This window comes from Pseudomonas frederiksbergensis, assembly GCF_003732665.1.
Taxonomy (GTDB): Bacteria; Pseudomonadota; Gammaproteobacteria; order Pseudomonadales; family Pseudomonadaceae; genus Aquipseudomonas; species Aquipseudomonas frederiksbergensis_G.
In genome coordinates, this window is sequence record NZ_MOBP01000006.1 from 531,209 (window position 1) to 555,759 (window position 24,551).

Annotated in this window: 30 protein-coding genes; 24 read left to right on the plus strand and 6 right to left on the minus strand. The window is 60.1% G+C overall.

The annotated features are described in order from the left end of the window. The first annotated feature begins 125 nt into the window (after positions 1-125). The 19 genes from BK665_RS12420 (at position 126) to recX (ending at position 15,782) form a co-directional block, all read left to right on the plus strand. Positions 126-710, plus strand: a complete 585-nt coding sequence (locus BK665_RS12420) for a phage tail terminator protein (protein ID WP_123405842.1) — start codon at positions 126-128, stop codon at positions 708-710. Further along, positions 707-889: a DUF2635 domain-containing protein gene (locus BK665_RS12425; protein ID WP_007907211.1), complete on the plus strand. Its 183-nt coding sequence runs from the start codon at positions 707-709 to the stop codon at positions 887-889. Before BK665_RS12420 ends, BK665_RS12425 begins: the two co-directional genes overlap by 4 nt. Next, positions 889-2,385: a phage tail sheath subtilisin-like domain-containing protein gene (locus BK665_RS12430; RefSeq protein WP_123405844.1), complete on the plus strand. Its 1,497-nt coding sequence runs from the start codon at positions 889-891 to the stop codon at positions 2,383-2,385. The genes BK665_RS12425 and BK665_RS12430 overlap by 1 nt, the downstream gene beginning before the upstream one ends. A gap of 67 nt (positions 2,386-2,452) precedes the next feature. Then, positions 2,453-2,800 carry a phage tail tube protein gene (locus BK665_RS12435; protein ID WP_123405846.1) on the plus strand — a complete coding sequence of 116 codons (348 nt, stop codon included), beginning with the start codon at positions 2,453-2,455 and terminating at the stop codon, positions 2,798-2,800. After that, complete coding sequence (locus BK665_RS12440; protein WP_054047093.1) at positions 2,797-3,093, plus strand: phage tail assembly protein; 297 nt, start codon at positions 2,797-2,799, stop codon at positions 3,091-3,093. Before BK665_RS12435 ends, BK665_RS12440 begins: the two co-directional genes overlap by 4 nt. Before the next feature lie 130 nt (positions 3,094-3,223). After that, the gene (locus BK665_RS12445) at positions 3,224-5,029 is read left to right on the plus strand and encodes a phage tail tape measure protein (protein ID WP_123405848.1); all 1,806 of its coding nucleotides are present in this window, start codon (positions 3,224-3,226) and stop codon (positions 5,027-5,029) included. Beyond that, complete coding sequence (locus BK665_RS12450) at positions 5,016-6,254, plus strand: DNA circularization protein (RefSeq protein ID WP_123405849.1); 1,239 nt, start codon at positions 5,016-5,018, stop codon at positions 6,252-6,254. The genes BK665_RS12445 and BK665_RS12450 overlap by 14 nt, the downstream gene beginning before the upstream one ends. Before the next feature lie 3 nt (positions 6,255-6,257). Beyond that, positions 6,258-7,301: a phage baseplate assembly protein gene (locus BK665_RS12455; protein ID WP_123405851.1), complete on the plus strand. Its 1,044-nt coding sequence runs from the start codon at positions 6,258-6,260 to the stop codon at positions 7,299-7,301. Positions 7,302-7,707: 406 nt separating this feature from the next. Beyond that, complete coding sequence (locus tag BK665_RS12470) at positions 7,708-8,217, plus strand: phage baseplate assembly protein V (protein WP_123405853.1); 510 nt, start codon at positions 7,708-7,710, stop codon at positions 8,215-8,217. After that, entirely contained in the window at positions 8,217-8,615 is a 399-nt protein-coding gene (locus BK665_RS12475; RefSeq protein ID WP_038979177.1) for a phage GP46 family protein, read from the plus strand. The genes BK665_RS12470 and BK665_RS12475 overlap by 1 nt, the downstream gene beginning before the upstream one ends. Beyond that, on the plus strand, positions 8,605-9,648 hold the full coding sequence (locus BK665_RS12480) for a baseplate J/gp47 family protein (RefSeq protein ID WP_123405855.1): 1,044 nt from the start codon (positions 8,605-8,607) through the stop codon (positions 9,646-9,648). Before BK665_RS12475 ends, BK665_RS12480 begins: the two co-directional genes overlap by 11 nt. Further along, entirely contained in the window at positions 9,636-10,235 is a 600-nt protein-coding gene (locus BK665_RS12485) for a YmfQ family protein (protein WP_123405856.1), read from the plus strand. Before BK665_RS12480 ends, BK665_RS12485 begins: the two co-directional genes overlap by 13 nt. Positions 10,236-10,246: 11 nt before the next feature. Continuing rightward, complete coding sequence (locus BK665_RS12490) at positions 10,247-11,800, plus strand: phage tail protein (RefSeq protein ID WP_123405858.1); 1,554 nt, start codon at positions 10,247-10,249, stop codon at positions 11,798-11,800. A 1-nt stretch (position 11,801) separates the two neighbouring features. Continuing rightward, positions 11,802-12,269 carry a tail fiber assembly protein gene (locus BK665_RS12495; RefSeq protein ID WP_259699601.1) on the plus strand — a complete coding sequence of 156 codons (468 nt, stop codon included), beginning with the start codon at positions 11,802-11,804 and terminating at the stop codon, positions 12,267-12,269. A 257-nt stretch (positions 12,270-12,526) separates the two neighbouring features. After that, positions 12,527-13,090 (plus strand): glycoside hydrolase family 19 protein, encoded by a 564-nt coding sequence (locus BK665_RS12500; protein ID WP_123405860.1) that lies wholly within the window; start codon positions 12,527-12,529, stop codon positions 13,088-13,090. After that, entirely contained in the window at positions 13,072-13,590 is a 519-nt protein-coding gene (locus BK665_RS12505) for a lysis system i-spanin subunit Rz (protein WP_123405862.1), read from the plus strand. Before BK665_RS12500 ends, BK665_RS12505 begins: the two co-directional genes overlap by 19 nt. Before the next feature lie 79 nt (positions 13,591-13,669). Beyond that, positions 13,670-14,170: a CinA family protein gene (locus BK665_RS12510; RefSeq protein WP_123405864.1), complete on the plus strand. Its 501-nt coding sequence runs from the start codon at positions 13,670-13,672 to the stop codon at positions 14,168-14,170. An 83-nt stretch (positions 14,171-14,253) separates the two neighbouring features. Then, positions 14,254-15,306 carry a recombinase RecA gene (recA, locus tag BK665_RS12515; RefSeq protein ID WP_007907270.1) on the plus strand — a complete coding sequence of 351 codons (1,053 nt, stop codon included), beginning with the start codon at positions 14,254-14,256 and terminating at the stop codon, positions 15,304-15,306. An 8-nt stretch (positions 15,307-15,314) separates the two neighbouring features. Then, complete coding sequence (recX, locus tag BK665_RS12520) at positions 15,315-15,782, plus strand: recombination regulator RecX (RefSeq protein WP_123405866.1); 468 nt, start codon at positions 15,315-15,317, stop codon at positions 15,780-15,782. 51 nt (positions 15,783-15,833) lie between these two features. Here the strand turns inward: recX and BK665_RS12525 are convergent, their stop codons facing one another. Beyond that, positions 15,834-16,952 (minus strand): LOG family protein, encoded by a 1,119-nt coding sequence (locus tag BK665_RS12525; protein WP_123405868.1) that lies wholly within the window; start codon positions 16,950-16,952, stop codon positions 15,834-15,836. 353 nt (positions 16,953-17,305) lie between these two features. On the opposite strand from BK665_RS12525, the gene BK665_RS12530 reads away from it, so the two are divergent. Then, positions 17,306-17,500, plus strand: a complete 195-nt coding sequence (locus BK665_RS12530; protein ID WP_123405870.1) for a hypothetical protein — start codon at positions 17,306-17,308, stop codon at positions 17,498-17,500. Here the strand turns inward: BK665_RS12530 and BK665_RS12535 are convergent, their stop codons facing one another. Next, positions 17,501-17,926, minus strand: a complete 426-nt coding sequence (locus BK665_RS12535) for a PA3611 family quorum-sensing-regulated virulence factor (protein WP_123405872.1) — start codon at positions 17,924-17,926, stop codon at positions 17,501-17,503. Positions 17,927-18,116: 190 nt separating this feature from the next. Between BK665_RS12535 and BK665_RS12540 the strand changes: the two genes are divergently transcribed. The 3 genes from BK665_RS12540 (at position 18,117) to BK665_RS12550 (ending at position 20,173) form a co-directional block, all read left to right on the plus strand. Continuing rightward, complete coding sequence (locus BK665_RS12540) at positions 18,117-18,875, plus strand: tRNA-uridine aminocarboxypropyltransferase (protein WP_123405874.1); 759 nt, start codon at positions 18,117-18,119, stop codon at positions 18,873-18,875. A 209-nt stretch (positions 18,876-19,084) separates the two neighbouring features. After that, a complete protein-coding gene (gene erdR, locus BK665_RS12545; RefSeq protein WP_010462704.1) occupies positions 19,085-19,735 on the plus strand; it encodes a response regulator transcription factor ErdR in 651 nt (216 codons plus the stop codon). A 75-nt stretch (positions 19,736-19,810) separates the two neighbouring features. Then, positions 19,811-20,173: a diacylglycerol kinase gene (locus BK665_RS12550; protein WP_007947182.1), complete on the plus strand. Its 363-nt coding sequence runs from the start codon at positions 19,811-19,813 to the stop codon at positions 20,171-20,173. Here the strand turns inward: BK665_RS12550 and BK665_RS12555 are convergent. After that, on the minus strand, positions 20,170-21,096 hold the full coding sequence (locus tag BK665_RS12555) for a LysR family transcriptional regulator (RefSeq protein WP_166656010.1): 927 nt from the start codon (positions 21,094-21,096) through the stop codon (positions 20,170-20,172). The genes BK665_RS12550 and BK665_RS12555 overlap by 4 nt on opposite strands. A 142-nt stretch (positions 21,097-21,238) precedes the next feature. Here BK665_RS12555 and fpr point away from each other — a divergent pair, with 142 nt between their 5' ends. Continuing rightward, positions 21,239-22,018, plus strand: a complete 780-nt coding sequence (gene fpr, locus BK665_RS12560; RefSeq protein ID WP_003443014.1) for a ferredoxin-NADP reductase — start codon at positions 21,239-21,241, stop codon at positions 22,016-22,018. A gap of 184 nt (positions 22,019-22,202) precedes the next feature. Here the strand turns inward: fpr and tsaA are convergent, their stop codons facing one another. The 3 genes from tsaA to BK665_RS12575 all read right to left on the minus strand — a co-directional run bounded on the left by tsaA (position 22,203) and on the right by BK665_RS12575 (position 24,502). Next, positions 22,203-22,901 (minus strand): tRNA (N6-threonylcarbamoyladenosine(37)-N6)-methyltransferase TrmO, encoded by a 699-nt coding sequence (tsaA, locus tag BK665_RS12565; RefSeq protein WP_123405878.1) that lies wholly within the window; start codon positions 22,899-22,901, stop codon positions 22,203-22,205. Positions 22,902-23,089: 188 nt separating this feature from the next. Then, positions 23,090-23,860, minus strand: a complete 771-nt coding sequence (locus BK665_RS12570) for an SDR family oxidoreductase (RefSeq protein WP_123405881.1) — start codon at positions 23,858-23,860, stop codon at positions 23,090-23,092. A 171-nt stretch (positions 23,861-24,031) separates the two neighbouring features. Beyond that, entirely contained in the window at positions 24,032-24,502 is a 471-nt protein-coding gene (locus BK665_RS12575; RefSeq protein ID WP_054047039.1) for a YehS family protein, read from the minus strand. Positions 24,503-24,551 lie beyond the last annotated feature (49 nt).

Genomic DNA, 24,551 nt, shown 5'->3' on the forward strand with positions numbered 1-24,551 from the left:
GGGAGCGGGCTTGCTCGCGAAGACGCCATCACATTCACCATCGATGTCGCCTGACTCGCCGCTTTCGCGGGCAAGCCCGCTCCCACAGTTTCCGACCGTACTTTTCATACCACTGGAGCGCCCTCATGAAGATCACTCCGATCCTCACGCAACTGCGTGCCCAATGCCCAGCCCTGGCCAATCGCATTGCGGCGGGCATCGATCTCGCCACGCTACAAGCCAACACCCCCCTCACCACCCCCTGCGCCTACATCGTGCCTCTCGCCGATGTGGCCAGCAAAAGCCTCGCGCAGAACCTGGCTTTGCAGCCGATCCGCGACCGCTTCGAAGTGACCCTGGTGCTCGACACCACGGACGCGACAAAAGCGCTGGATCTGTTGCACGACCTGCGGGCCGAGCTGTGGCGTGCACTGGTGGGTTTCAAGCCTGGCGCGGACTACGACGCCATCGAATACGACGGTGGTGAACTGGTTTCGATCAACAGCACCCGTGCGTTGTATCGACTGGGCTTTTACGCCGAATTCCAGCTCGGCCGCAATCTGCCAAACCAACCGGCAGAGAGTTGGCACGAGCGTGAACTGGACGGTTTGTCGTCCTTTACCGGGGTCACGGTGCGGGTCGATGCCATCGACCCGGCGGACCCCAATCTGAAACGCCCAGGCCCCGACGGGCGCCTGGAAATGACTTTCTCTGGAGATGTAACCCCATGAGCAAACGCATCACCGTGCTGCCGGCCCCAGGCCGTGTCGTGCCGGACCCGGAAGCGGGCGATCTGTTGCCCCTCGAGGGCCGTGAAGTGCCGGACAACGCCTGGTGGCGTCGACGTCTGGCCGATGGCGATATCACTACCAAAGCCGTGAAAGCGGCCAAACCACAGGGAGCCAAATAATGGCGATCGGATTCAGCAACATCCCCGCGGACATTCGTGTTCCGCTGTTCTACGCCGAGATGGACAATTCGGCGGCCAATAGCGCGTCGTCGGCCATGCGCCGGTTGATCGTCGCTCAAGTCAACGACAACATCGCCCCGGCCGACGTCGGCAAACTGGTGCTGGTGTCCAGCGTTGCACTGGCCAAAAGCATTGGCGGCCAAGGTTCGATGCTGGCCTCGATGTATGAAGCCTGGCGCAAGACCGACCCGATCGGCGAGATCTGGTGCCTGCCGCTGCACAACACCACCGGCAGCATCGCCAAAGGTGTGGTGACCCTGACGGGCGCAGCGACCCAGAGCGGCGTGCTCAACCTGTACGTAGGTGGCGTTCGCGTTCAAGCGGCCATCGTCAGCGGTTTCACGGCGGCCCAAGCGGCCAGCGCATTGGCGCTGAAAATCAACGCCTCTGCCGACCTGCCGGTGTCCGCTGTTGCGGCCGACGGCATCGTGACCCTGAGCGCCAAATGGACCGGCGACAGCGGCAACGACATCAGCCTGCAGTTCAATCGCCTGGGCAAGAGCAACGGCGAAGAAACCCCGGCTGGCCTGACCTCTGCTGTTACCGCCATGACCGGCGGCGTCGGTGTACCGGATCAAGTCGCTGCCGTCGCGGCGCTGGGCGATGAGCCGTTCGAGTTCATCTGCATGCCGTTCTCGGACCTGAGCACCCTCAACACCTGGCAAGCCGTCATGGATGACAGCACCGGTCGCTGGTCCTGGGCCAAGCAATTGTTCGGTCACGTCTACAGTGCCAAGCGCGGCACCATCGGCACCTTGGTCGCTGCGGGCCAGGCGCGCAACGATCAGCACATGACCATCCAGGCCCTGGAGCCGGGCGTGCCACAGCCGTTCTGGGTCCAGGCCGCTGCATTGGCCGCACGCACCTCGGTGTTCATCTCCGCCGACGCCAGCCGTCCGACCCAAAGCGGCAGCCTGCCAGGTCTCGATCCGGCACCGGCCAGCGAGCGCTTCACCCTGACCGAGCGTCAGTCGCTGCTCAACTACGGCATCGCCACCGCGTACTACGAAGGCGGTTACGTGCGCATCCAGCGCTCGATCACCACCTACCAGAAGAACGCGTACGGCCAGGCTGACAACTCCTACCTGGACAGCGAAACCATGCACCAGTCGGCGTTCATCGTGCGCCGTCTGCAAAGCGTGATCACCAGCAAATACGGGCGCCACAAACTGGCCTCCGACGGCACCCGTTTCGGCGCCGGCCAGCCAATCGTCACCCCGAGCACCATTCGCGGTGAGCTCATTGCGCAGTACGCCAAGCTCGAACTGGAAGGCCACGTGGAAAACGCCGAGCTGTTTGCCGAGCACCTGATTGTCGAGCGCGACGTGCAGGACCCGAGCCGGGTCAACGTGCTGTTCCCGCCGGATTACATCAATGGCCTGCGGGTGTTCGCACTGCTCAACCAATTCCGCCTGCAGTACGACGACGCGGCTTGATCGCTGCGTTTGATTGCGTGATTTCAGCCCACCTCGCGTGGGCTTTTTATTTGAAGGGAGAAACACCATGGGTCAACTGATTGCGGGCACCTGCTACGTCAAAGTGGACGGCGCTCAACTGACCATCAATGGCGGCTGCGAAGCACCACTGATGTCCACCAAACGTGAAACCGTCGTGCCGGGTTTCTACAAGGAAACCGACGTCGCGCCCTCGTTCAAAGTGACGGCGCTGCACACCCCGGACTTCCCGCTCAAGCAGTTGGTGGCGGGCGTGGACATGACCGTCACTTGCGAATTCAGCAACGGCAAAGTCTACGTACTGGCCGGCGCCTACCTGGTCGATGAGCCTGCATCCAAGGGCGATGACGCCTCGATCTCGCTGGTCTTCAACGGCGTGAAAGGGACCTGGCAATGAGCGGCGCCGTGAAGCTTCAAGTTGCGATCGAAGCCCACGGCGAGCCCCTGACCGAACTCAACCTGCGCCGTCCGACGGTGCAGGAAGTGCGGGCGATCAAGGCGCTGCCGTACAAGATCGACAAGAGCGAAGAAGTCAGCCTGGACATGGACGTCGCGGCCAAATACATCGCGGTCTGCGCCGGCATTCCACCGTCGTCGGTCAACCAGTTGGACCTGGCTGACCTCAACGCGCTGAGCTGGGCCGTCGCGAGTTTTTTCATGAGTGCGGCGTCGGAGCCATCACCGACCTGATCGCAGTCGCCTATGACCTGGCCTGGTTCTGGAAGGTTGACCCCGAACAGATGATGGCCAGGCCACTGGATGTGCTCCGCGAATCCCTGGAGCACGCGCAACGGATCAATGCGATGCAGCAGGTGCAGTGATGGCAGACACAGAAACGGTAAAAAAATCGGTGCTGTTAACCGGCATTGATGAACTTTCACCCAAGCTCAACGCCCTGGTTGCCAGGGTCGACAGCTTTAAAAACAACCTTGAAAAGGCCGGCCTCGGCAAACTGGATATCAGCGGCTTGTTCAAGGGCGGTAGCGTGATCACGCCGTTCGTGGACGGGATCAAGGCGTCCGATGCGTTCAAGGGAAAATTGGTCGAGGTCGGTGAAGCGACCAAGGCTGTGGACCTGCCGGGCGCACCCGAAAGTGCCGCGCAAAGCATGAATATTTTCAGCGCATCGATGGCCAAGGTCTCGACCTCCATTGACGCCGCGCTGGCACCGGCGGTCGCGACCCTGGTGGTCGGTCTTGAGCCCTTGTTGACCGGGATCGGTAGTTTGCTCAACGACAATCCGAAACTGGTCGAAAGCCTGGCGATTGGCGCGATGGCGTTCTCGGCCATGCAAACCGCCGTGACCGGTGCGACCCAGGTGTTTGACTTGATGAACGCGGTGGTCAAGACCAATCCAATCATGCTGATTGCCATGGGCGTCGCGCTGGCGGCCGGTTTGATCATTGCCAACTGGACGCCGATTTCAGCGTTCTTCACCGGCCTTTGGGACGGCGTAAAAAACGTCGCCACGCAGGCCGTGGCGGTGTTGAGCACGGTGTTCAGCTGGACGCCGCTGGGCATGGTGATCGCCAATTGGGCGCCAATTACCGGGTTCTTTTCCGGGATCTGGGACGGCATCAAAGCCGTCACCTCAACGCTGGTGGGCTACCTGGAAACGGCTTTTTCCTGGACGCCGCTGGGGATGATCATCGACAACTGGGCCGGGTTGACCGGTCTGTTCTCGGCGATCTGGGAATTGCTCAAGGCCCTGACGGTGCCGGTGATCGATTTCCTCAAGGGCCTGTTCGACTGGACGCCGCTGGGCATGATCATCAACAACTGGGGAGGCATTACCGGCTTCTTCAGTTCGATCTGGACGGCCCTGCAACCGGCGGCCCAGGCGATCAAGGATTTCTTCGGCACGCTGTTCGACTATTCGCCGCTGGGGATGATCGTCAACAACTGGGGTGCCATCAGCGCGTTCTTTGATCCGCTGTGGGCCGCGCTGCAAGCCTCGGCGCAAGTAGTGAAGGATTTCTTCACCAGTGTGTTCGAGTGGTCGCCGATGGCGCAGATTGCGGCCAACTGGCAACCGATCAGCGAGGTGTTTTCGGCGTTGTGGGGCGTGGTGCAAGCATTGGCCGCGCCGGCGCTGGAGTTCCTGCACGGGATGTTCGAATGGTCGCCGCTGGGGCAAATCATCAAGAACTGGGAACCGATCACCGAGTGGTTCAGCGGTCTGTGGAAAAAGCTCCAGGAGGTCATCGCACCGATCAGGGAGTTGTTCGACGGCGGCTTCGCGGGGGTGATCGCCAAAGTCACCGGCAAGGTTGAAGGTTTGGCCGAGGCCCAGAAGCAAACCAATGCCGAAGGCAAGGGTGAACTGGCGCCGGCGTTTTTTGGCGCCGGCACCGAGCCGGCGTCGACGACAGAACTGGCCCCCGGAAATCTGGCGCAAAAACCGTCGATGCTGACGGGCTCGCTGACACAAAACTCCAGTGCGCTGATCCAGCAAACCGCCGCCAACAACCGCACGCAACTCGAAGGCGGCCTGACCGTGCGCTTCGAAAACGCGCCGGCCGGCCTGCGCACCGATCAGCCGCAAACCAATCAACCGGCGCTGGCGCTCAATTCGCGCATCGGCTACCGCTCACTTTCCCTGGGAGGCTCCAATGAGCTGGCGTGACCGTTTATTGCCGGCGTCCTTTCGAGGTGTCGGTTTCTGGGTCGATCAGGCGAAAACCCCGGTCGGCAAAAAAGGCCAGTTGCACGAGTACCCGCAGCGGGACTTGCCGTTTTTCGAGAACCTTGGCCAGCAGGCAAAGATCCACGACCTGACGGCCTTCATCGTCGGTCCCGATTGCCTGGAGCAGCGCGACAAACTGCTAAAGGCCCTGGAGCAGGGCAGCGGTGAACTAGTCCATCCGTGGCTGGGACGCTTGCAGGTCAAGGTCGGCGAATGCGACATGACCCACACCCTCCAGGACGGCGGGCTGGTGACCTTTGCCCTGAAGTTTTACCCGGATGAACCGCTGCCGTTTCCGACGGCGACGGTCAGTACCCAGCAAGTATTGTTGGCCTCGGCGGACAGTTTTTTAGGTTCGGCGGTGGCGCGTTTCGAAGACGCGATGACCGTGATCAAGGCTGCGCGGATTGGCATTGCCGACCTGCGCAACAGCATCAAGGACATCTACGCCGTGGTTCAGCAACAACTGCAACCGCTGATCGACCAATACAAGCAGATCAGCGATTTGGTGAAAGCAGTCAAGGAATTGCCCAAGGAAGTGGCGGCTGAATTCAAGGGATTGGTCGGCGACATCAAGGAGCTGAAAGACTTCGCCCGTGACGGTTATCGTGGCGTGATTGCCAACGTCTCCCAACAGGTCGAAGCCATCCGCAAGGCCGATGCGCCGAAGATCACCACCGGCAAGGACACCACCGCCGCAGCCCAGGCTTTGGCCAATCTGGTGCAGGACACCTTGCTGGTGCAGGCTGCCCAATGGGTCGCCGCGATGCCGGTGGCTTCGAAGGTGGTCAAGCTCGGTTCCACGCCGTCCCTGGAGCAACAAGCCGCACAACCGGTGCAGCGCCAGGCCGTGCCCGTGGCCGACGATGTGCTGGCCTTGCGCAAAGCCCTGGATGAGGCGATCCAGCAAGCGTCGAACAAGGCGGATCCGGCGCACTATCAGGCCATGACTGATCTGCGGCACAAGCTCAATGCGCATCTGACGGCGGTTGCGTCGTCGGGTGTCCGGCTGGTCAGCAAGTCGTTCCAGGAGAGTTTTCCGGCCTTGGTCATCGCCTATAAGCAACTGGGCGACGCCACGCGGGTCGAGGAAGTGATCCAGCGCAACGGCATTGTTCATCCGGTGTTCTCTCCGCCGAATGACCTGAAACTCTCGGGGGAGTAAGCCATGAGTGAAGTGGACAACAAAGTCACCCTGACCGTTGACGGGCTGGAATATGGCGGCTGGAAAAGCGTGCAGATCACGGCGGATCTGGAGCGTCAGTTCCGCACCTTCAAACTCGACATCACGTGGCAATGGCCGGGGCAGACCCTGGTGCGACGGATTCAACCCGGCGCGCCGTGCGAGGTGCGCATTGGCAACGATCTGGTGCTCACCGGCTATGTGTTCAAGGCGCCGATCAGCTATGACGGGCGGCACATCAGCCTGAGCATCGAGGGCAGTTCGAAAACCCAGGACCTGGTGGATTGCGCCGCGACCAACCGCCCCAACCAATGGCACCAGCAATCGTTGCTGAGCATCGTCGAGGCGCTGGCGTCGTCCTATTCGATCTACGTGGCCAGTGAAATTGCGGAAACCGCCCGGCTCGGCAGTCACACCATCGTGCCGGGGGAAACGGTGTTCCAGTCCATCGACCGCTTGCTCACGTTGTTCCGGGTGTTCTCCACCGACGATGCCCAGGGCCGGGTGGTCCTGGCCCGGCCGGGCAGCGGTGGGCGCGCCAGCGATGTGCTGGAACTGGGCAAGAACATTCTCTCGGCCAACGCGCCGATGGATTACAGCCAGGTGTTCTCCGAATACCGGGTGATCGGCCAGCAGAAGGGTAATGACCAGAAGAGCGGGGCGGCGGTCAGCGAGGTCGAGGCGGTGTCCGCCGACCTGGGCTTCAAGCGCAAGCGGGTCACGGTGATCAATGAAGGCGCGCAGATTACCTCCGAGCTGGCGCTGCAAAGGGCCAACTGGGAAGCCGCGACCCGCGTCGGCAAGGCCTTGACCACCACCTACCAAGTGCAAGGCTGGCGACAGTCCAATGGCGATTTGTGGCGCCATAACACGCTGGTCAAGGTCAAGGACCCGGTGCTGGAAGTGGATGGCGACATGCTGATTTCCAAAGTCACCTATTCGCTGTCGGAACAAGGCTCGATCACCACATTGCAAGTGGCACCGCCGCATACCTTCGACGCCAACCCAACACAGCCCAAGAAAACCTGAACCCAAAACCTGTGGGAGCGGGCTTGCTCGCGAATGCGGTTGAGCATTCAACACTGACGTCGCCAGATCCACCGCCTTCGCGAGCAAGCCCGCTCCCACAGGGGATCTCCTGCGCACGCAAGTAACGTGAACGACGCCGTCCAAATGTGGGAGCGAGCCTGCTCGCGAATGCGGACTGACATTCAACATCGAAGTCGACTGACCCACCGCTTTCGCGAGCAGGCTCGCTCCCACAGGGAATCTCCTGTGTACACAAGTACCGTGAACGACGCTGATCAATTGTGGGAGCGGGCTCGCTCGCGAAGACGGCCTCACATTCACCAACGATGTCGACTGATCCACCGCTTTCGCGAGCAAGCCCGCTCCCACAGTGAACCGCATTCAGCCTGATCTTGAAGGAACTCCAATGAGCCTACTGACACGCCTCCTGGCGCGCGGCACTGTCGTGCTCGCCAACTCGGCTACCAAGCTGCAATCGCTGCAAATGCGCCTCACCGCCGGTGAAGTCAACGACGACATGGAACACTTCGAACCCTACGGCTTCACCAGCAATCCGCTGGCCGGCGCCGAGGGGATCGCCACGTTCCTGGGCGGTGACCGCTCCCACGCCATCGTCCTGGTGGTCGCTGACCGCCGCTATCGTCTCAAGGCCCTGGCCCAGGGCGAAGTGGCGATCTACACCGACGAAGGCGACAAGATTCACTTCAAGCGCGGACGGATCATCGACATCCAGACCGCGACCCTGAACATCCGCGCCAGCACCGCCGTGAACATCGACACACCGACCCTGACCCAGACCGGCAAGATCGTCTCCCAGGGCGACCAGGTCGCGGGCGGCATCAGCCAGATCAAGCACGTGCACGTCGGCGTGCAGGCGGGCAGCGGCCAGACCGGCGTGCCGGCGGGAGGTCAGTGATGTTCATCAGCCAGAACCTCCACGCCGCACTGACCCGTTCGGTGCTGATCAGTCTGTTCACCTGGCGCCGCGCCGCCGATGACGATGCCCTCGATGATGAGGAACGCTTCGGCTGGTGGGGCGACACTTTCCCGACCGTCGCTGACGACCGCATCGGCTCGCGGCTGTGGCTGCTGCGTCGGGTCAAGTTGACCCGGCAAACCCAGATGGACGCCGAATTCTATGCCCGCGAAGCCCTGCAATGGCTGATCGACGACGGCCATTGCAGCGCCATCGACATCATCAGCGAACGCCTCGACGCCCAGCGCCTGAACCTGCGCACGGTCCTGACCCTGGCCGACGGCGAGCGCCTGGACATCAACCCTGATAACAGTTGGCAGGTGATCTATGCCGTTTGAAACCCCTTCGCTGCCGGTGCTGATCAAGCGCACCCAAAGCGACCTGGCCAGCGATTCGCTGCGCCAGTCCGATGCGCAAGTGCTGGCCCGCACCCTCGGTGGCGCCGCCTATGGTCTGTATGGCTACCTCGACTGGATCGCCGAGCAGATCCTCCCGGACAAGGCCGACGAATCGACCCTGGAACGCATCGCCGCCCTGCGCCTGAACCAGCCGCGCAAAGCCGCGCAAGCCGCCAGCGGCAGCGTCAGCTTTACCGCCAGCGCCGGTGCCGTGCTGGATGTCGATACGCTGCTGCAATCGAGCGACGGTCGCACCTACAAAGTGACCGCGTCGCGCACCACCAGCAACGGCCTCAACAGCACCACCATCGCCGCGCTCGACGCCGGCAGCCTGGGCAATGCGGATGCCGGCATGACGCTGATCCCGGTGCAGCCGATCCTGGGCATTGTCGGCAACAGCTTCACGGTGCTGGCCCCGGGGCTGATCGGTGGGGTTGCCCGGGAAAGCCTGGAATCCCTGCGCTCCCGGGTGATCAGTTCCTACCGCATCATCCCCCACGGCGGCTCGGCGCAAGACTACGAAACCTGGGCGCTCGAATGCCCCGGCGTGACCCGCGCCTGGTGTCGCGGCGGCCTCCTGGGGCCGGGCACCGTCAGCCTGTACATCATGCGCGATGACGATCCGCAACCGGTGCCGAATGCCGCGCAATTGGCGCAGGTACAGGCTTACATCGAGCCGCTGCGACCGGTCACGGCTGAGCTGCATGTGCTGCCACCCATGCAAGTGCCGGTCACTTACACCTTGAGTCTGACCCCCGATACCAGCGCCGTGCGTGCCGCTGTCGAAGCGCAACTGCGTGACTTGCATAACCGCGAATCCGGCTTGGGCGACACCTTGTTGCTGAGCCACATTCGCGAAGCCATCAGCAGTGCAACCGGCGAAAACGACCACAAGCTGAAGGCGCCGACAGCCAATGTGACTGCCGAAAAATATCAGCTGCTGGCCTTTGGAGGCTGCGTATGGGAGGCATAAGAACTCCGGCGCAGTACGAGGCCCAATTGCGCAGCCTGTTGCCGAGTGGTCCGGCATGGGATCCGGAGCGCGTGCCGGAACTGGAGAAAGTGCTTGAGGGTATTTCTCAAGAGCTATCGCGCCTGGATGCGCGTGCCGTTGACCTGCAAAACGAGATGGATCCGGCCGGGGTCAGTGAGTTAGTACCGGACTGGGAGCGGGTAATGAATTTGCCCGATCCGTGCCTGGGAGAGGCGCCCCTGTTTGACGACCGTCGCCTAGCCGTTCGCCGGCGCCTGCTCGCGGTTGGCAGTCAGACCATCGGTTACTTCGTCGACATCGCGCGAAGCCAAGGGTATCCCCACGCGACTGTCACTGAATTCGAAGCCCCCCGAATGGGCCGCTCGCGTTTTGGTAGTGCGCATTTCGGCAGTTGGCAAGCTCAGTTCATGTGGACCCTCAATACCGGGGGCCGGCAGTTCATCGGTCGTCGATTTGGCGCCAGTTATTGGGGTGAGCATTTCGGCATGAACCCGGGTAGTGCCCTGGAATGCCTTATCCATCGAAGCGCGCCGGCTCATACCCGCGTGTACATCAATTATGACTAGAGGTTAGAAGTATGGATTACCCAAAAAACACACCCAGTGTCGGGCTAGTGAATGGACAGTTTGTGGATGAAAACCCGGTTGCAGGAACGCCGGGTTCCTTGATTCCGGCAACGTGGGGCAACGCCGTCACTCAGGAGATCCTGAATGTGATCAAGGCGGCTGGCATCGTGCCCAAGGAGGAGGTGTCGACTCAATTACTCGAAGCGATCCAGAGTTTTGCGGCCCATGATTTCAAGAACTCGGTGCGTGCCGCGACCACGGGGACGATTGCACTCAGTGGTTTGCAGAACATCGACGGCGTGCAACTGGCGGTGGCCGACCGGGTCCTGGTGAAAGACCAGGCCAATGCCGCGCAAAACGGTGTCTATGTGGCGGCGACCGGTTCATGGTCGCGAGCGGTGGATGCGGCTCAAGACTATCAAGTGACCACCAGTTTTATTGTGGCTACCGACGAAGGCGTGGTGAACAAGTCTCGCCTCTGGCAACTGACAACACCTGGCCCGATCAAGGTGGGTGCCACCGGCCTGACCTTCGAAATGCTGGCGGGCTACACCGGCGTGGCGCCTGGCGAATACCGCAAGGTCATGGTCAATGCGCGAGGTCAGGTAACGTCCGGCACCAATCCGGTCACGCTGGACGGCTACGGTATTGCCGATGCCTATACCAAAGTGGCGGCCAATAACGCCTTCGTCAAACAGGGCGGCGGAACCGGACAACTTGGCAATGCGGTATCGATTGGCTGGGATGGCAAGAACATCCTTATCCAGGTGGATGCCACCAGTTTTGGTGCCTTGTGGTGTGCCGCAAACTTCGATCCAAACTCAAAGGCTAACGTGGCGGACGTTTACAGCAAGACGGCGGTGAACGGCTTGCTTGATGGAAAAATCGCATCGGATGCCTGTTCGGTCGCCGGTTTTGCCGGGGGCAGTTCTGCCACGCCCTACATGAGGAACAGGAACACCAACGAAGTCATCACGCTGGCTAAAACGGCGACAACGCTTGGCGGTTACGGCATCACGGATGCGCCCACTACGGCGCAAGTCAACTCGCTGCTGGACACCCGGGTTCTGCGTGATGCTATTACCTATGCGGGTTTTGCCAGTGACAACGCAACGCTGCCTTACTTTCGGCGAGCCAGTGACGGCGGTGTGTACTACTTGCAGCCACGCCTGGGGTTTCCACCGGTCCGGCAGGGAGGAGGGAACTTCCAGTCGACCAATACGGTAATGATCGGTTGGGCGGCTGATGGTTCGTCGCTCAGGGCGCAAGTGGATGCGACCGATCTGGGCAGTATCTGGACTGACGGTATCGCCAATGCCAAGGCGGTCTTCGCGCAATCGACGACGGGGGCGGGGGCGGTTGGCTCCTATGCGCTGCTGGTGGTCGGCGGTGGCGGTGGTGTGGGGGCAAGTGAGCTTGCCGCCGGCGTCAATTGCCGGTTTACAGCCACTGACGGTTCCGCTTGGGGCGGCGCTCCCGCCGGAACATGGCGACTGATGGGCGCTATTCGAAATGCGGACGGCCAAAGCCCCGACTCCACCACTCTATGCCTGAGGGTTTCTTGAAATGATGACAATACTCAATGCACGTCAGCCACGCTGGAATGACGTTGAACACACCTCGTTGAACCTGTTCGTAACGTTTGAGGAAACCAAGGACACGCTGGGGGAGGTGCCCTTTACGGCCTCGCCGAAAGACCCGGAACCCCACGGGCGTGAAGTGTTTGAACGTGCCGTTGCCCTGGAGTACGGCGATATTGCCGAGCCCTCTGAAGAAATCCTGACACGCGCTCAGCAGATGAAGTGTTCTGGGCTCTCGGCGTTGGCGACTTCGATGATTGCCAAGTTGCAGGGTGAACTCAATACGCTCCAGGACTCCGTGGCGCTGGAGATGGCCACTGAGACGGAAGTAGCATCGCTGCCGACGACCCAGGCACAACTGGACCTCTGGAGGAAATACCGAGTGTTGCTATCACGGGTAGAAACCCAGGCAACTTATCCCCATACGGTCGACTGGCCCAAACAGCCTGAGTGATCATTTTTAGTCGGTAGGAAACCGATTGCGCTTGCCTCTGATACCCCGTCAAAACTTCTTTTTAGTTGCTGGTTTAAAAGTCCCCAAGCGTCATTAACGTCTGGCGCTGGTCGGTGGGCAGGTGGGCGCAATTCGGTATCGCTGAATAAAAGCTGGAGACAATTAGATGGATTATCCAAAGGGTGTATCCCGCTCTTTAAGGGCAGGACAGTTTCAATGAAGCGTTTTATCGCTGAACGGCTTTCCCGGGGGGCGCTATGACTGTTACGCAACAGCAACTCCAAAACATAATGCCCAACGCCCGCTCCCAAGCGGGCGTTTTCATTTCCGCCCTCAACTCCGCCATGACCCACCGCAACATCAACACCCCGAAACGTATGGCCGCGTTCCTCGCGCAAGTCGGCCACGAGTCGGGGCAGTTGCAGTACGTGCGTGAATTGGGCAACAACCAATACCTGAGCAAATACGACACCGGGACCCTGGCCTTGCGTTTGGGCAACACGCCAGACGCTGACGGTGACGGCCAGAAATACCGCGGCCGTGGGCTGATCCAGATCACCGGGCTTAATAACTACCGGGAGTGCAGCCTCGGTCTGTTTGGCGATGAGCGTTTGCTGTCACTGCCTGAACTGCTGGAACAACCGCAGTGGGCCGCTGAATCCGCCGCGTGGTTCTGGGAGCAGAACGGCCTGAATGAATTGGCCGATCGCGACCAGTTCAACAGCATCACCCGGCGAATCAACGGTGGTCTGAACGGGTTGGAGGATCGCCTGCAACTCTGGGCGCGGGCGAGGGCGGTGCTATGCCAACCCTCGGTCTGATGTCCTGGCGGGTGATTGGCATTGTGGTGCTGGCCGGGTTTTCGGCGCTGTTGGCCTGGCAGGTGCAGGATTGGCGTTATAGCCGGCAGTTGGCCGAGCAGGCCAGGCTGCACGCCGAGACATTGAATCAGCTGACCCAGGCTGGCGCGACGCAACAACAGGCCGAGCAGGACAAGCGTCTGGCCCTGGAACAACGGCTGTCGGCCAGTGAACAAACCCATTATCGAGCGCTTAGCGATGCCCAACGTGATCAAGGTCGCCTGCGCGATCGTCTTGCCACTGCTGATGTGCGCCTGTCAGTCCTCCTCGATGCCAATGACGTTGCCGCCACCTGTGCAATGCCAACCGCCGCCGGCACCAGCGGCGTGGATCATGGCGCCCCAAGAGCCCGACTTGACCCGGCGCATGCTCAACGAATTATCGCCATCACCGACGCCGGCGACCGCGGATTGATTGCCTTGCAGGCTTGTCAGGCCTATATCAGGGCCTTGGCGCGCTAACATTTTGATCGAAGCTGCGTCTTGCCAGCGCGATTGGCTCGTGTACGGTGGTTCCATTCAGCCCGATCAGGAGAGGACCGTGAAAGAAATCACCCAACTGGCCGCTGAACTTGGCAGGCGCTTGCAGGTTCTCAATGCCCACGTCACCACTGCCGAGTCCTGCACCGGCGGCGGCATCGCCGAGGCGATCACCCGCATTCCCGGGAGCTCGGCGTGGTTCGAGGCCGGTTATGTGACGTACTCCAATCGCCAGAAAACCTTGCAACTGAATGTGCCTGAAGAACTGTTTACGACGGTGGGGGCGGTCAGTCGCGAAGTGGTCGAGGCCATGGTCCATGGCGCGCAGGATAAAAGCCATGCGCGTTTTGCCGTGGCGGTCAGCGGTGTCGCGGGGCCGGACGGTGGCTCTGCGAGCAAGCCGGTGGGCACGGTCTGGCTGGCCTGGGGCGTCGGCGAACAGGTGTTCAGCAAGGTCCAGCACTTCCCCGGCAACCGCGATGAGGTCCGCCGACAAACGGTGAAGGCCGCGCTAGAGGGGCTGCTGCGCCATGCCGCTGGAGAAATCTCAAATCAGGGGTAGGCGATCCTCAATCGCTGTGGAATAATACTGGCTACTTATACAGGTGTTGGCCGTCAGGCCTTATTGATTACGTGAGGACTTTAATGGACGACAACAAGAAGAAAGCCTTGGCTGCGGCCCTGGGTCAGATCGAACGTCAATTCGGCAAGGGTGCCGTAATGCGTATGGGCGATCAGGACCGTCAGGCGATCCCGGCTATCTCTACTGGCTCTCTGGGTCTGGACATCGCGCTCGGCATTGGCGGCCTGCCAAAAGGCCGTATCGTTGAAATCTACGGTCCTGAATCCTCCGGTAAAACCACGCTGACACTGTCCGTGATCGCCCAGGCTCAAAAAGCCGGCGCGACCTGCGCATTCGTCGACGCCGAACACGCCCTCGACCCTGAGTACGCCGGCAAGCTGGGCGTCAACGTCGACGACCTGCTGGTTTCCCAGCCGGACACCGGCGAGCAGGCCCTGGAAATCACCGACATGCTGGTGCGTTCCAACGCGGTTGACGTGATCATCGTCGACTCCGTAGCCGCCCTGGTGCCAAAGGCCGAAATCGAAGGCGAAATGGGCGACATGCACGTGGGCCTGCAAGCCCGCCTGATGTCCCAGGCGCTGCGTAAAATCACCGGTAACATCAAAAACGCCAACTGCCTGGTTATCTTCATCAACCAGATCCGTATGAAAATCGGCGTGATGTTCGGCAGCCCGGAAACCACCACCGGTGGTAATGCGTTGAAGTTCTACGCTTCGGTTCGTCTGGACATCCGTCGTACGGGTGCGGTGAAAGAAGGTGACGAGGTTGTCGGTAGCGAAACCCGCGTCAAGGTTGTGAAGAACAAGGTCGCTTCGCCGTTCCGTCAGGCCGAGTTCCAGATTCTTTACGGCAAGGGCATCTACCTCAACGGTGAGATGATCGACCTGGGTGTTCTGCACGGTTTCGTCGAGAAGTCCGGTGCCTGGTATGCCTATGAAGGCACCAAGATCGGTCAGGGCAAGGCCAACTCGGCCAAGTTCCTGGCAGACAACCCGGAGATCGCCGCGAAGCTTGAGAAGCAACTGCGCGATAAGCTGCTGACTCCGGCGCCGGACGTCAAAGCATCGCCAGTCAAAGAGACGGCTGATGACCTGGCTGACGCTGATATCTGATTGATCCGATGACCGCCGTACTCGATACACTCGTCGCGGTGCGGCGAACCGCCATGGACCTGCTCGCACGACGCGAGCACGGTCGAGTCGAGCTGACGCGTAAACTGCGTCAGCGCGGCGCTCTCCCTGAAATGATCGACACAGCGCTCGACCGCTTGACGGAAGAGGGATTGCTGTCCGAATCCCGTTACCTCGAAAGCTTCGTTTCCTACCGTGCCCGTTCCGGTTATGGCCCTTTGCGCATTCGCGAAGAGTTGAGCCAGCGTGGCCTGCAACGTCCCGACATCGAGCTCGCCTTGCGCGAAAGTGGTATCAACTGGCAGGAACAACTGGAAGACACCTGGCGGCGCAAATTTGCCGGGCATCTACCGATAGACATGCGGGAGCGATCCAAACAGGGGCGTTTCCTGGCGTATCGGGGGTTTTCCATGGAGATGATCAACCGCTTGTTCAGCGGTCGAGGGATGGACGATTAAATAAAAACGGCCCGCTATTTCGATAGCGGGCCGTTTTTTTTTGCCTGTTATTTACGTCACCTTGGACGGTTCCCGTGTGCGCTGGTGCGCCTGGGGTTTGGGCTGTGCCCAGTTTTCCGGCAGGTTGATGAAGTCCACCAATTCCCGCAGGCGCCCATGATCACGGGCGTTGAAGGTGAAGGCCAGCCGCGCCAGATGGCTGAACTGCGGCTCATCGTGCTCCTCGCCGCTATAGACATGCTGATGGAAATGGTCGCTCAGGCACAGGTCGGCGAATGCCGTTTGCATGTGTTCGAGCGCGCCGTCGCTGAGCGGGTGATTCATGCGAATCACGAATTGATGCTTGAGCCAGCGGCTGGAGTGGAAGTTGCTGTAGAACTGGTTGATCTGCTCCACTGCCTCTTCGGCGCTGTAGACCAGGCTCACCAACTTCATGTCAGTCGGCAGGATGTAGCGATTTTCCTCCAGTTGATGGTGGATGAAATCCAGCGCGCCCTGCCAGAACGTACCCCCCGGCGTATCCAGCAGCACCACTGGCACCAGTGGGCTTTTACCGGTCTGGATCAGGGTCAGCACTTCCAGCGCTTCGTCCAGCGTACCGAAACCGCCCGGGCACAGGACCAGCGCGTCGGCTTCCTTGACGAAGAACAGCTTGCGGGTGAAGAAGAAGTGGAAGGACAGCAGGTTACTGGTGCCTTGGACAGTCGGGTTGGCATGTTGCTCGAAGGGCAGGGTGATATTGAACCCCAGGCTGTGTTCCAGGCCTGCACCTTCATGGGCGGCGGCCATGATCCCGCCACCGGCACCGGTGATGACCATCAGGTCCGAGCGCGCCAGCGCGGCGCCGAGTTCCCGGGCCATGCCATACAGCGGATGTTCGATTGGCGTTCGGGCCGAGCCGAACACAGTGACTTTGCGCCGCCCCTTGAACTGTTCCAGCACACGGAATGCGTGCTCCAGTTCGCGCAGGGCCTGCAGGGTGATCTTGGCGTTCCAGCGGTTGTGATCTTCCTGGGCCATGCGCAGCACGGTCAGGATCATGTCGCGGTAAATCGGGATGTTGGGGCTGTTGGGTGAAACCAGGTTGAGTTGCTCTTCGACCTTGCTGGTGAGGTCGTGGCCGCTTTCTTCAAAATGGCGGCTGAGGAGGTTATTCGGTTGATAAGGCATTCAACTTCTCCTTGCATGCAGGCTGTGTTTTTTCCAACGAGTGAAAAAAACCTTCGCAACAACAAACGCATAACGGGCCGCTCCTTTTCGGCCTGACAGTCAATGTGAATACGCTAAATCTAGTTCCTCTGGATCAATTGCGCTGCCTTGATCATTGCGCCGCAAAGTCTTTCCTGGCAACCGCTTATTGACGATTTTCAAGGTGGTTTCACCGCTCGTCTGAACGCCAGCCCGGCGGCTGTGGCTCTGATTTACTAAGTTACAGGCGTGACACGACAACTTTGCGTCAAAGGCAGCGCGCAAGGTTCTAGCGGTTCAAGGATTTGAGTGTGCAGGCAGGGAGGCGGGAAACCATGGCCAGATTGATTCTGGAGATCGATGCGCAACTGTATCGATTATTGAAGTCGTCAGCCGAGACCAATCATTTGAGTCTTGAAGAAGAGTGCTGCCGGCGTCTGGGCGGTGGCGAGCGCCGTTCCCGTTATTTGCTGGCTTTGCTGGCAGAACTGCGCGCCGAGGATGAACAGCGGCGCGCCAATTCCCGATGATTATTTCTTCTTGGCCGGGGTCGCTTTCGGGCAATCCGATTCCTGATAGCTGGCGGAACCGACCGAGCGGTTGGTCTTCACTTCAGTGAAGTCGTAACGCATGACCGCGCCCTTGGCCATCAGTTTGCGGAACGACGGGTTGTTGCAGACCGAGGCGCCCAGCTGGAAATACACGGCTTTCGGATCGGCGCGCATCTTGTCGGCGTGGCTGCTTTGCACGCTCAAGTGGTTGATCAGGGTATTGCCTTCAACGGTGTAGCCCTGATCAAGAATGTCCTCGTTGATCGCCCGTGGTGTGCCGACGCTGCTTTGTACAGCGACGTTTCGCAGCTCTCTGTTGAGATTCTGCTCGCTCAAGGAAGCAGCCTGAGCGCTGAAGGACGACGCCAATAGAACGGCAGCGGTGGGAACGATAAGGCGCAGCATGAAACTCTCCTGGTTCAGTGACTGGTTGGTTCGACCCGTCACGTGACTGTGCGTTCAGTGGCGGCGGATTATAGGGGAGTGGGCCCGGACGGTACAGGCGTGCGCCGGCCGCTCTGATAAACTGCCGGCACTTTTTGCCTTGCCGAGTGTTTTTTGTGTCGATTTCCCCTGCCTGTCGGTGTTGCCGGCGATGAACCTTCAAACCCCACGCTTTGCGGCGAATGCCGTGGCCCGCTTGCGCGATGAGCGCGAAGAGGAAGGCATCAGGCCGATCCAGGCCCGTGGCTGGCGAGCGCCCCGTTGCCGTGCCTGCCGGGTGATCGAGAGCCATTGCCTGTGTGCCTGGCGTCCGCAGGTCGAGACCCGCTCCGGCGTGTGCCTGATCATGACCAGCAAGGAAGTGTTCAAGCCGAGCAACACCGGTTGGCTGATTGCCGATGTGGTCCGCGACAACCACGCGTTCATCTGGTCGCGCACCGAGACCGATCAAAAACTGTTGGATCTGCTGGCTGACCCGCAATGGCAGCCGTACCTGGTGTTTCCGGGCGAATATGTCGAGCCCGAGCGCGTGACGAATACGGTCGACATCGACAGCACCAAGCGGCCGCTGTTTATTCTGCTCGACGCGACCTGGACCGAAGCCCGGAAGATTTTCCGCAAAAGCCCTTATTTTGACCGGCTGCCGATTCTCAGCCTGCTCCCGGAAAAACTTTCCCGATATCGCTTGCGCCGCTCGACCCGCAGCGAGCACCTGTGCACCGCCGAAGTGGCGGCGCTGTGCCTGGACCTGGCGGGCGATACCGACGCGGCCTCGGCACTGGACGCTTATTTCGACGTGTTCAGCCAGCATTACCTGGATGCCAAGCATCAGTTGGATATGAATGTTGAAACCCCGGCCCACGCCGAGCTCATGCCTTTTGTGCAGAACACGGTTCCGGTCATCGGCTGATTGTCGCCCATACTGCAAAGAACCGTCGCGGCCACGCACCTTGACCACCCCGGCTTCGCTGGGCATGCTTGGCGCCGATTAGGGCGCGGCCAAAGTTTGATACGCCGACTTCTTACGTGATTAGCCATGTAATTGGCGTTGAACGTGCCCTGTTGGTGCCGCTCCGTGGCGGCACCTTGAGTTGTTTGAAAAACAGGATCATTTGAAAAATGGCCACATACGAAATCCTGATTGCCGATGACCACCCTCTTTTTCGTAGTGCACTGCATCAAGCGTTAACCCTGGGCCTGGGCCCGGATGTCCGTCTGGTGGAAGTGGCAAGCATTGCCGAGCTGGAAACCCGTCTGGACGAAAAGTCCGACTGGGACCTGGTGCTGCTGGACCTGAACATGCCGGGGGCCTACGGATTTTCCGGGTTGGTGTTGTTGCGCGGTCAGTATCCGCAGATTCCGGTGGTCATGGTCTCGGCTCAGGAAGAAGCGTCGATCATGGTCAAGTCCCGCGAATTCGGGGCCAGTGGCTTTATTCCCAAGTCGAGTGACCTGAGCGTGATTCAAAAAGCCGTGCGTGCGGTGCTCGATGGTGACGTATTCTGGCCACCCCAGGCGTTTGAAGCGGTCAGCGTTTCCGCCGAGGCCAAAGCCGCCAGCGAAGGCTTGGCCAGCCTGACGCCCCAGCAGTTCCGGGTGCTGACGATGGTCTGTGAGGGTTTGCTGAACAAGCAGATTGCCTATGAGCTAAGCGTGTCCGAAGCAACGATCAAGGCCCATGTGACGGCGATCTTCCGCAAGCTGAATGTGCGAACCCGAACCCAGGCGGCGCTACTCTTGCAACAACTTGAGTCAATTTCGAGTCACTAAGTGCGGCCGATTCACGCTTTTTTGACTTTTATTACTCTAGCTTTCCCACTTCTTTTCGGTTCAGTTGCCTACCCTATGTCACCTTTCAAAGGCCAGACCGGCCTAAAACGCATCCTCAACGCCTCCGGCTATTCACTGGACGGCCTGCGTGCAGCCTTTACCGGCGAAGCGGCTTTCCGGCAACTGGTGTTGCTTAACGTCATCCTGATTCCGATTTCGTTCTTCCTGAACGTCAGCCGGGTCGAGCAGGCGCTGTTGATCGCCGTATGCCTGCTGGCGCTGATCGTCGAGTTGCTCAATTCGGCGGTAGAAGCGGCCATCGACCGCATTTCCCTTGAATTGCACCCACTGTCCAAGAACGCCAAGGACATGGGCAGCGCCGCACAGTTCGTGGCGTTGACCATGATTGCCCTGGTGTGGGCGGTGATTCTGCTTTAAGCGATGGTAGGCAGCACGATCTCGTCGCTGCGCTGAACCCCGGCGGTGAAAGCGCGGCACAGGTCGAGGAATTCGCGCATCGCCGGCGTCTGAAATTTCTGTTTGTGCCAGATGAAATAGAACTGCCGCGCCAGGTCCAGATCCGGCGTCTCCACTGCCACCAGGCTGCCGCGGCGGAACGCATCACGCAGCGCCAGCCGCGAAATACAGCCAATTCCCAAGCCTGACTCCACCGCGCGTTTGATCGCTTCGGTGTGCTCCAGCTCCAGGCGAATATTCAGCGCGCTGCGATGGTGACGCATGGCCTGGTCGAAGGTCAGGCGCGTGCCAGAGCCTTGCTCGCGCAGGATCCACGCCTCATGACTCAATTCTTCCATGGTCGCGATGCCACGTTTGGCCAGCGGATGCTGGGGCGCGCAGAACACCACCAGCTCATCCTCGACCCAGCTCTGCACTTCGATGTCCGGGTGGCTGCAGTCGCCTTCGATTAGACCCAGATCAATTTCATAGTGGGCGACTTGTTGCACGATGTTGGCGGTGTTCTGTACATGCAGCTTCACCTGGCTTTCGGGATGGCGCTGCATGAAGCTGCCGATCAGCAGCGTCGCCAGGTAATTGCCGATAGTCAGGGTCGCGCCGACCGCCAACGAGCCGAAACCGGACTTGCCGTTGAGCAGGTCTTCGATTTCCTTGGATTGGTCGAGCAGCGCTACCGCTTGGGGCAATAGCTGTTTGCCGAGGGCGTTGAGGCTCAGTCGTTTGCCGGCGCGGTCGAACAACTGGCAGCTGGACTGGCGCTCTAGCTCGGTAATCGAGGTGCTGGCCGCCGATTGCGAGAGGTTGAGCAGACCCGCAGCACGGGATACGCTTTCCTGCTGAGCGACGGCGACGAAGACTTGAAGTTGACGTAGAGTAAATCGCATATCTATATAACCGATAACCCTTATCTTAATAATCCAGTTAACAGATATTGTGGCTGCCATTAGAATGCGATGCAATTGCGCACGGCTGGTTCTCTTTCTTTAGTAGAGCAGCGCAGACCCAATCTCCAGGAGTCCCACGTACATGAGCAACATGAACCACGAGCGTGTCCTCAGTGTTCACCACTGGAACGACACTCTGTTCAGCTTCAAGTGCACCCGCGATCCGGGCCTGCGCTTCGAGAACGGTCAGTTCGTGATGATCGGCCTGCAACAGCCCAACGGCCGCCCGCTTATGCGCGCTTACTCGATTGCCAGCCCGAACTGGGAAGAGCATCTCGAGTTCTTCAGCATCAAAGTGCCTGATGGTCCGCTGACTTCCCAGTTGCAGCATCTGAAGGAAGGCGACGAGATCATCATCAGCAAAAAGCCTACTGGCACTCTGGTGCTGGACGACTTGAAGCCTGGCAAACACTTGTACCTGCTCAGCACCGGCACCGGTCTGGCGCCGTTCATGAGCGTCATCCAGGACCCGGAAACCTACGAGCGTTTCGAAAAAGTGATCCTGTGCCACGGCGTGCGTTACGTCAACGAAGTCGCCTACCGCGAATTCATCACCGAGCACTTGCCGCAGAACGAGTTCTTCGGCGAGGCCCTGCGTGACAAGTTGATCTACTACCCGACCGTGACCCGCGAGCCGTTCGAGAACGAAGGCCGCCTGACCGACCTGATGCGCAGCGGCAAGCTGTTCAGCGACATCGGTCTGCCACCGATCAACCCGCAGGACGACCGCGCCATGCTGTGCGGCAGCCCGAGCATGCTCGACGAGACCAGCGAAGTGCTGAACAGCTTCGGCCTGAAAGTCTCGCCGCGGATGCGCGAGCCGGGTGATTACCTGATCGAGCGAGCGTTCGTCGAGAAGTAGGAACACCGCCTCACTGAAAAGCCCCCATTGCCTGTGCAGGCAATGGGGGCTTTTTTATGCCTGGCACAATCCCTGTAGGAGCTGTGTAGGAGCTGTCGAGTGAAACGAGGCTGCGATCCTTTGATCTTGTTTTTAAAAGCAACATCAAAAGATCGCAGCCTCGTTTCACTCGACAGCTCCTACATTAGTTGGAGACGGGGATGACTTCGAGGACGCGAATCACCCCGGCTTCCGGGTAGTGCCAGCGCACATCCAGATCCCAGAACTGCGCGCCGTATTCCCGTTCAGGTGTAGGAATCTGGTACGCCGGACGTGGGTCTTGTGCCAGGCATTGATCAATCAGCGCAACCAACGGCTCACCAAGGCGCTTGGCGTGCTCGTGAGCTTGTTGCAGCGCTGCCTCTGCCCACCGCACGGGAATCAACTGCGGCGAGGCGCTGGCGATGCTGTTGGAGGCGCTGTCGATGATGTCGGCGTAAGGCACGTAGGGTTTGATGTCGAGAACCGGCGTGCCGTCCAGCAGGTCGATACCGGAGATAAACAACCGATTGGCTTCGACCCTGTCCAGCTTCACCACGGATTGGCCGATGCCATTGGGCCGATGGGTCGCACGGGTGGCGAACACGCCCATGGACTTGTTACCGCCCAGGCGAGGAGGGCGGACCTTCAGTCGTGGCTTTTCTTCCAGGGCCTGATGGAACAGGAACAGTAACCAGACGTGACTGACCTGCTCCAGTCCCTGCACCGCGTCACCCTGATCGAACGGCGCCACCAGTTCCAGCACACCGCGAGCGGCCGGGGCCAGCTGCGGTTGGCGCGGGATGGCGAATTTCTCCTTGAAGCAGGAGCGCACGAAGCCGATGGGGGAAACGCTGTAGGTCATGGTTTGGGGATCGAAGCGGGGAAGAGGCGGGCATGATAACCCGATCAACCCTGGAATCGGCGGTGACAGGTAGGGCCTCTTCGCGAGCAAGCCCGCTCCCACAGGGGATCTGCGGTGTGAACTAATCTTCTGACCACCATAGATCCAATGTGGGAGCGGGCTTGCTCGCGAAGGCCGCGCCACCGATCTCAGAGACTAAACCCACCATCCAACGGAATGATATTCCCGGTCATATACGCCCCCGCCGTACTCGCCAGGCTGATCGCCAGCGCCGCCATTTCTTCCTCCCGACCCCAGCGCTTCATCGGAATCAACGCCGTATCTTCCGCCAGCGCCTGCTCATCATTGCCGATGTGCGCCGTCATCTTGCTCGGAAACCGCCCCGGCGCAATCACGTTGACGTTGATGTGCTGACTCACCAGTTCCCGCGCCAGAATTCGCGACAGTTGATGCAGGGCAGCCTTGCTCGGCCCATAGGCATATGCCTGTTCACCGAAGGAAGAAATCCCGGCCACCGAGCCGATATTGATGATCCGCGCCGGGTTGGCGGCGGAACCGGCCTTGCGCAGCAACGGCAAAAACTGCTGGATGCAATTGAACACCGAGGTCACGTTGAGCTGCATGACCTTTTCCCAGCCCTTGATCGGGTAGCTTTCCAGTGGCGCGCCCCAGGTGGTGCCGGCGTTGTTGACCAGAATATCCAGGTGATCGATCTGCTCGCCCAGGCGCGTCGCCAGTTGCAGCACGCCTTCTTCGTTAGCGAGATTGGCCGCCATGCCGTGGCAGGCGCCGAACGCACTCAACTCTTCAGCGGTTTGCAGGCAAGCCTCGGCATCCCGGGCGCAGACGAACACGGTCGCGCCGGCCTCGACGTAAGCCTTGGCGATCATTTTGCCGATACCACGAGTGCCGCCGGTCACCAGAGCGGTGCGGTCTTGCAGGGAAAAGTACGGGTGCATGGCGAATCCTGAGAACTGAAGGGTCAATACACCCTAGTCGTCAGCCGCCGGAAGCGGAGCCACTATTTTTGCGAGGAATGGAGATCTATTTGTAGGAGCAAAGCTTGCTCGCGATGGCGATCTCGAAAACGCCATCGCGAGCAAGCTTTGCTCCTACAGGGTTGGCCGCCGTTACTGCGGACGAACGCGCAGGGTCAGGCCCTTGAGGAAGTTGCGCAGCAACTGGTCACCACAGGTGCGGTAGTTGGTGTGGCCGAATTTGCGGAACAGCGCGCTCAGCTCAGGCTTGGACACCGGGAACTCGGAAGCCTTGAGGATCGCGTGCATGTCGTCTTCCTTCAGTTCGAAGGCCACGCGCAGTTTCTTCAGGATGATGTTGTTGGTCACCGGGGTTTCAATCGGCTGCGGCGGACGGCTTTCGTCCTTGCCGCGCTTGAAGATCACCAGGCCATCGAGGAAATGCGCCATGACTTCGTCCGGGCAGCGCACGAAGCCTTCCTCGTCTTCCTCTTTCTTGTCGAGGTAGGTCAGCAGGTCTTCCATGGACACGTCCATGCCGCCGATCTTGATGATCTCGATGACTTTCTTGTCGCTGATGTCGAGCATGTAGCGCACGCTGCGCAGTACGTCGTTATGAATCATGGTGTGCAATCCTGATATTCAGCAGTGGGCGCCGCATAAGCAGCGGCGC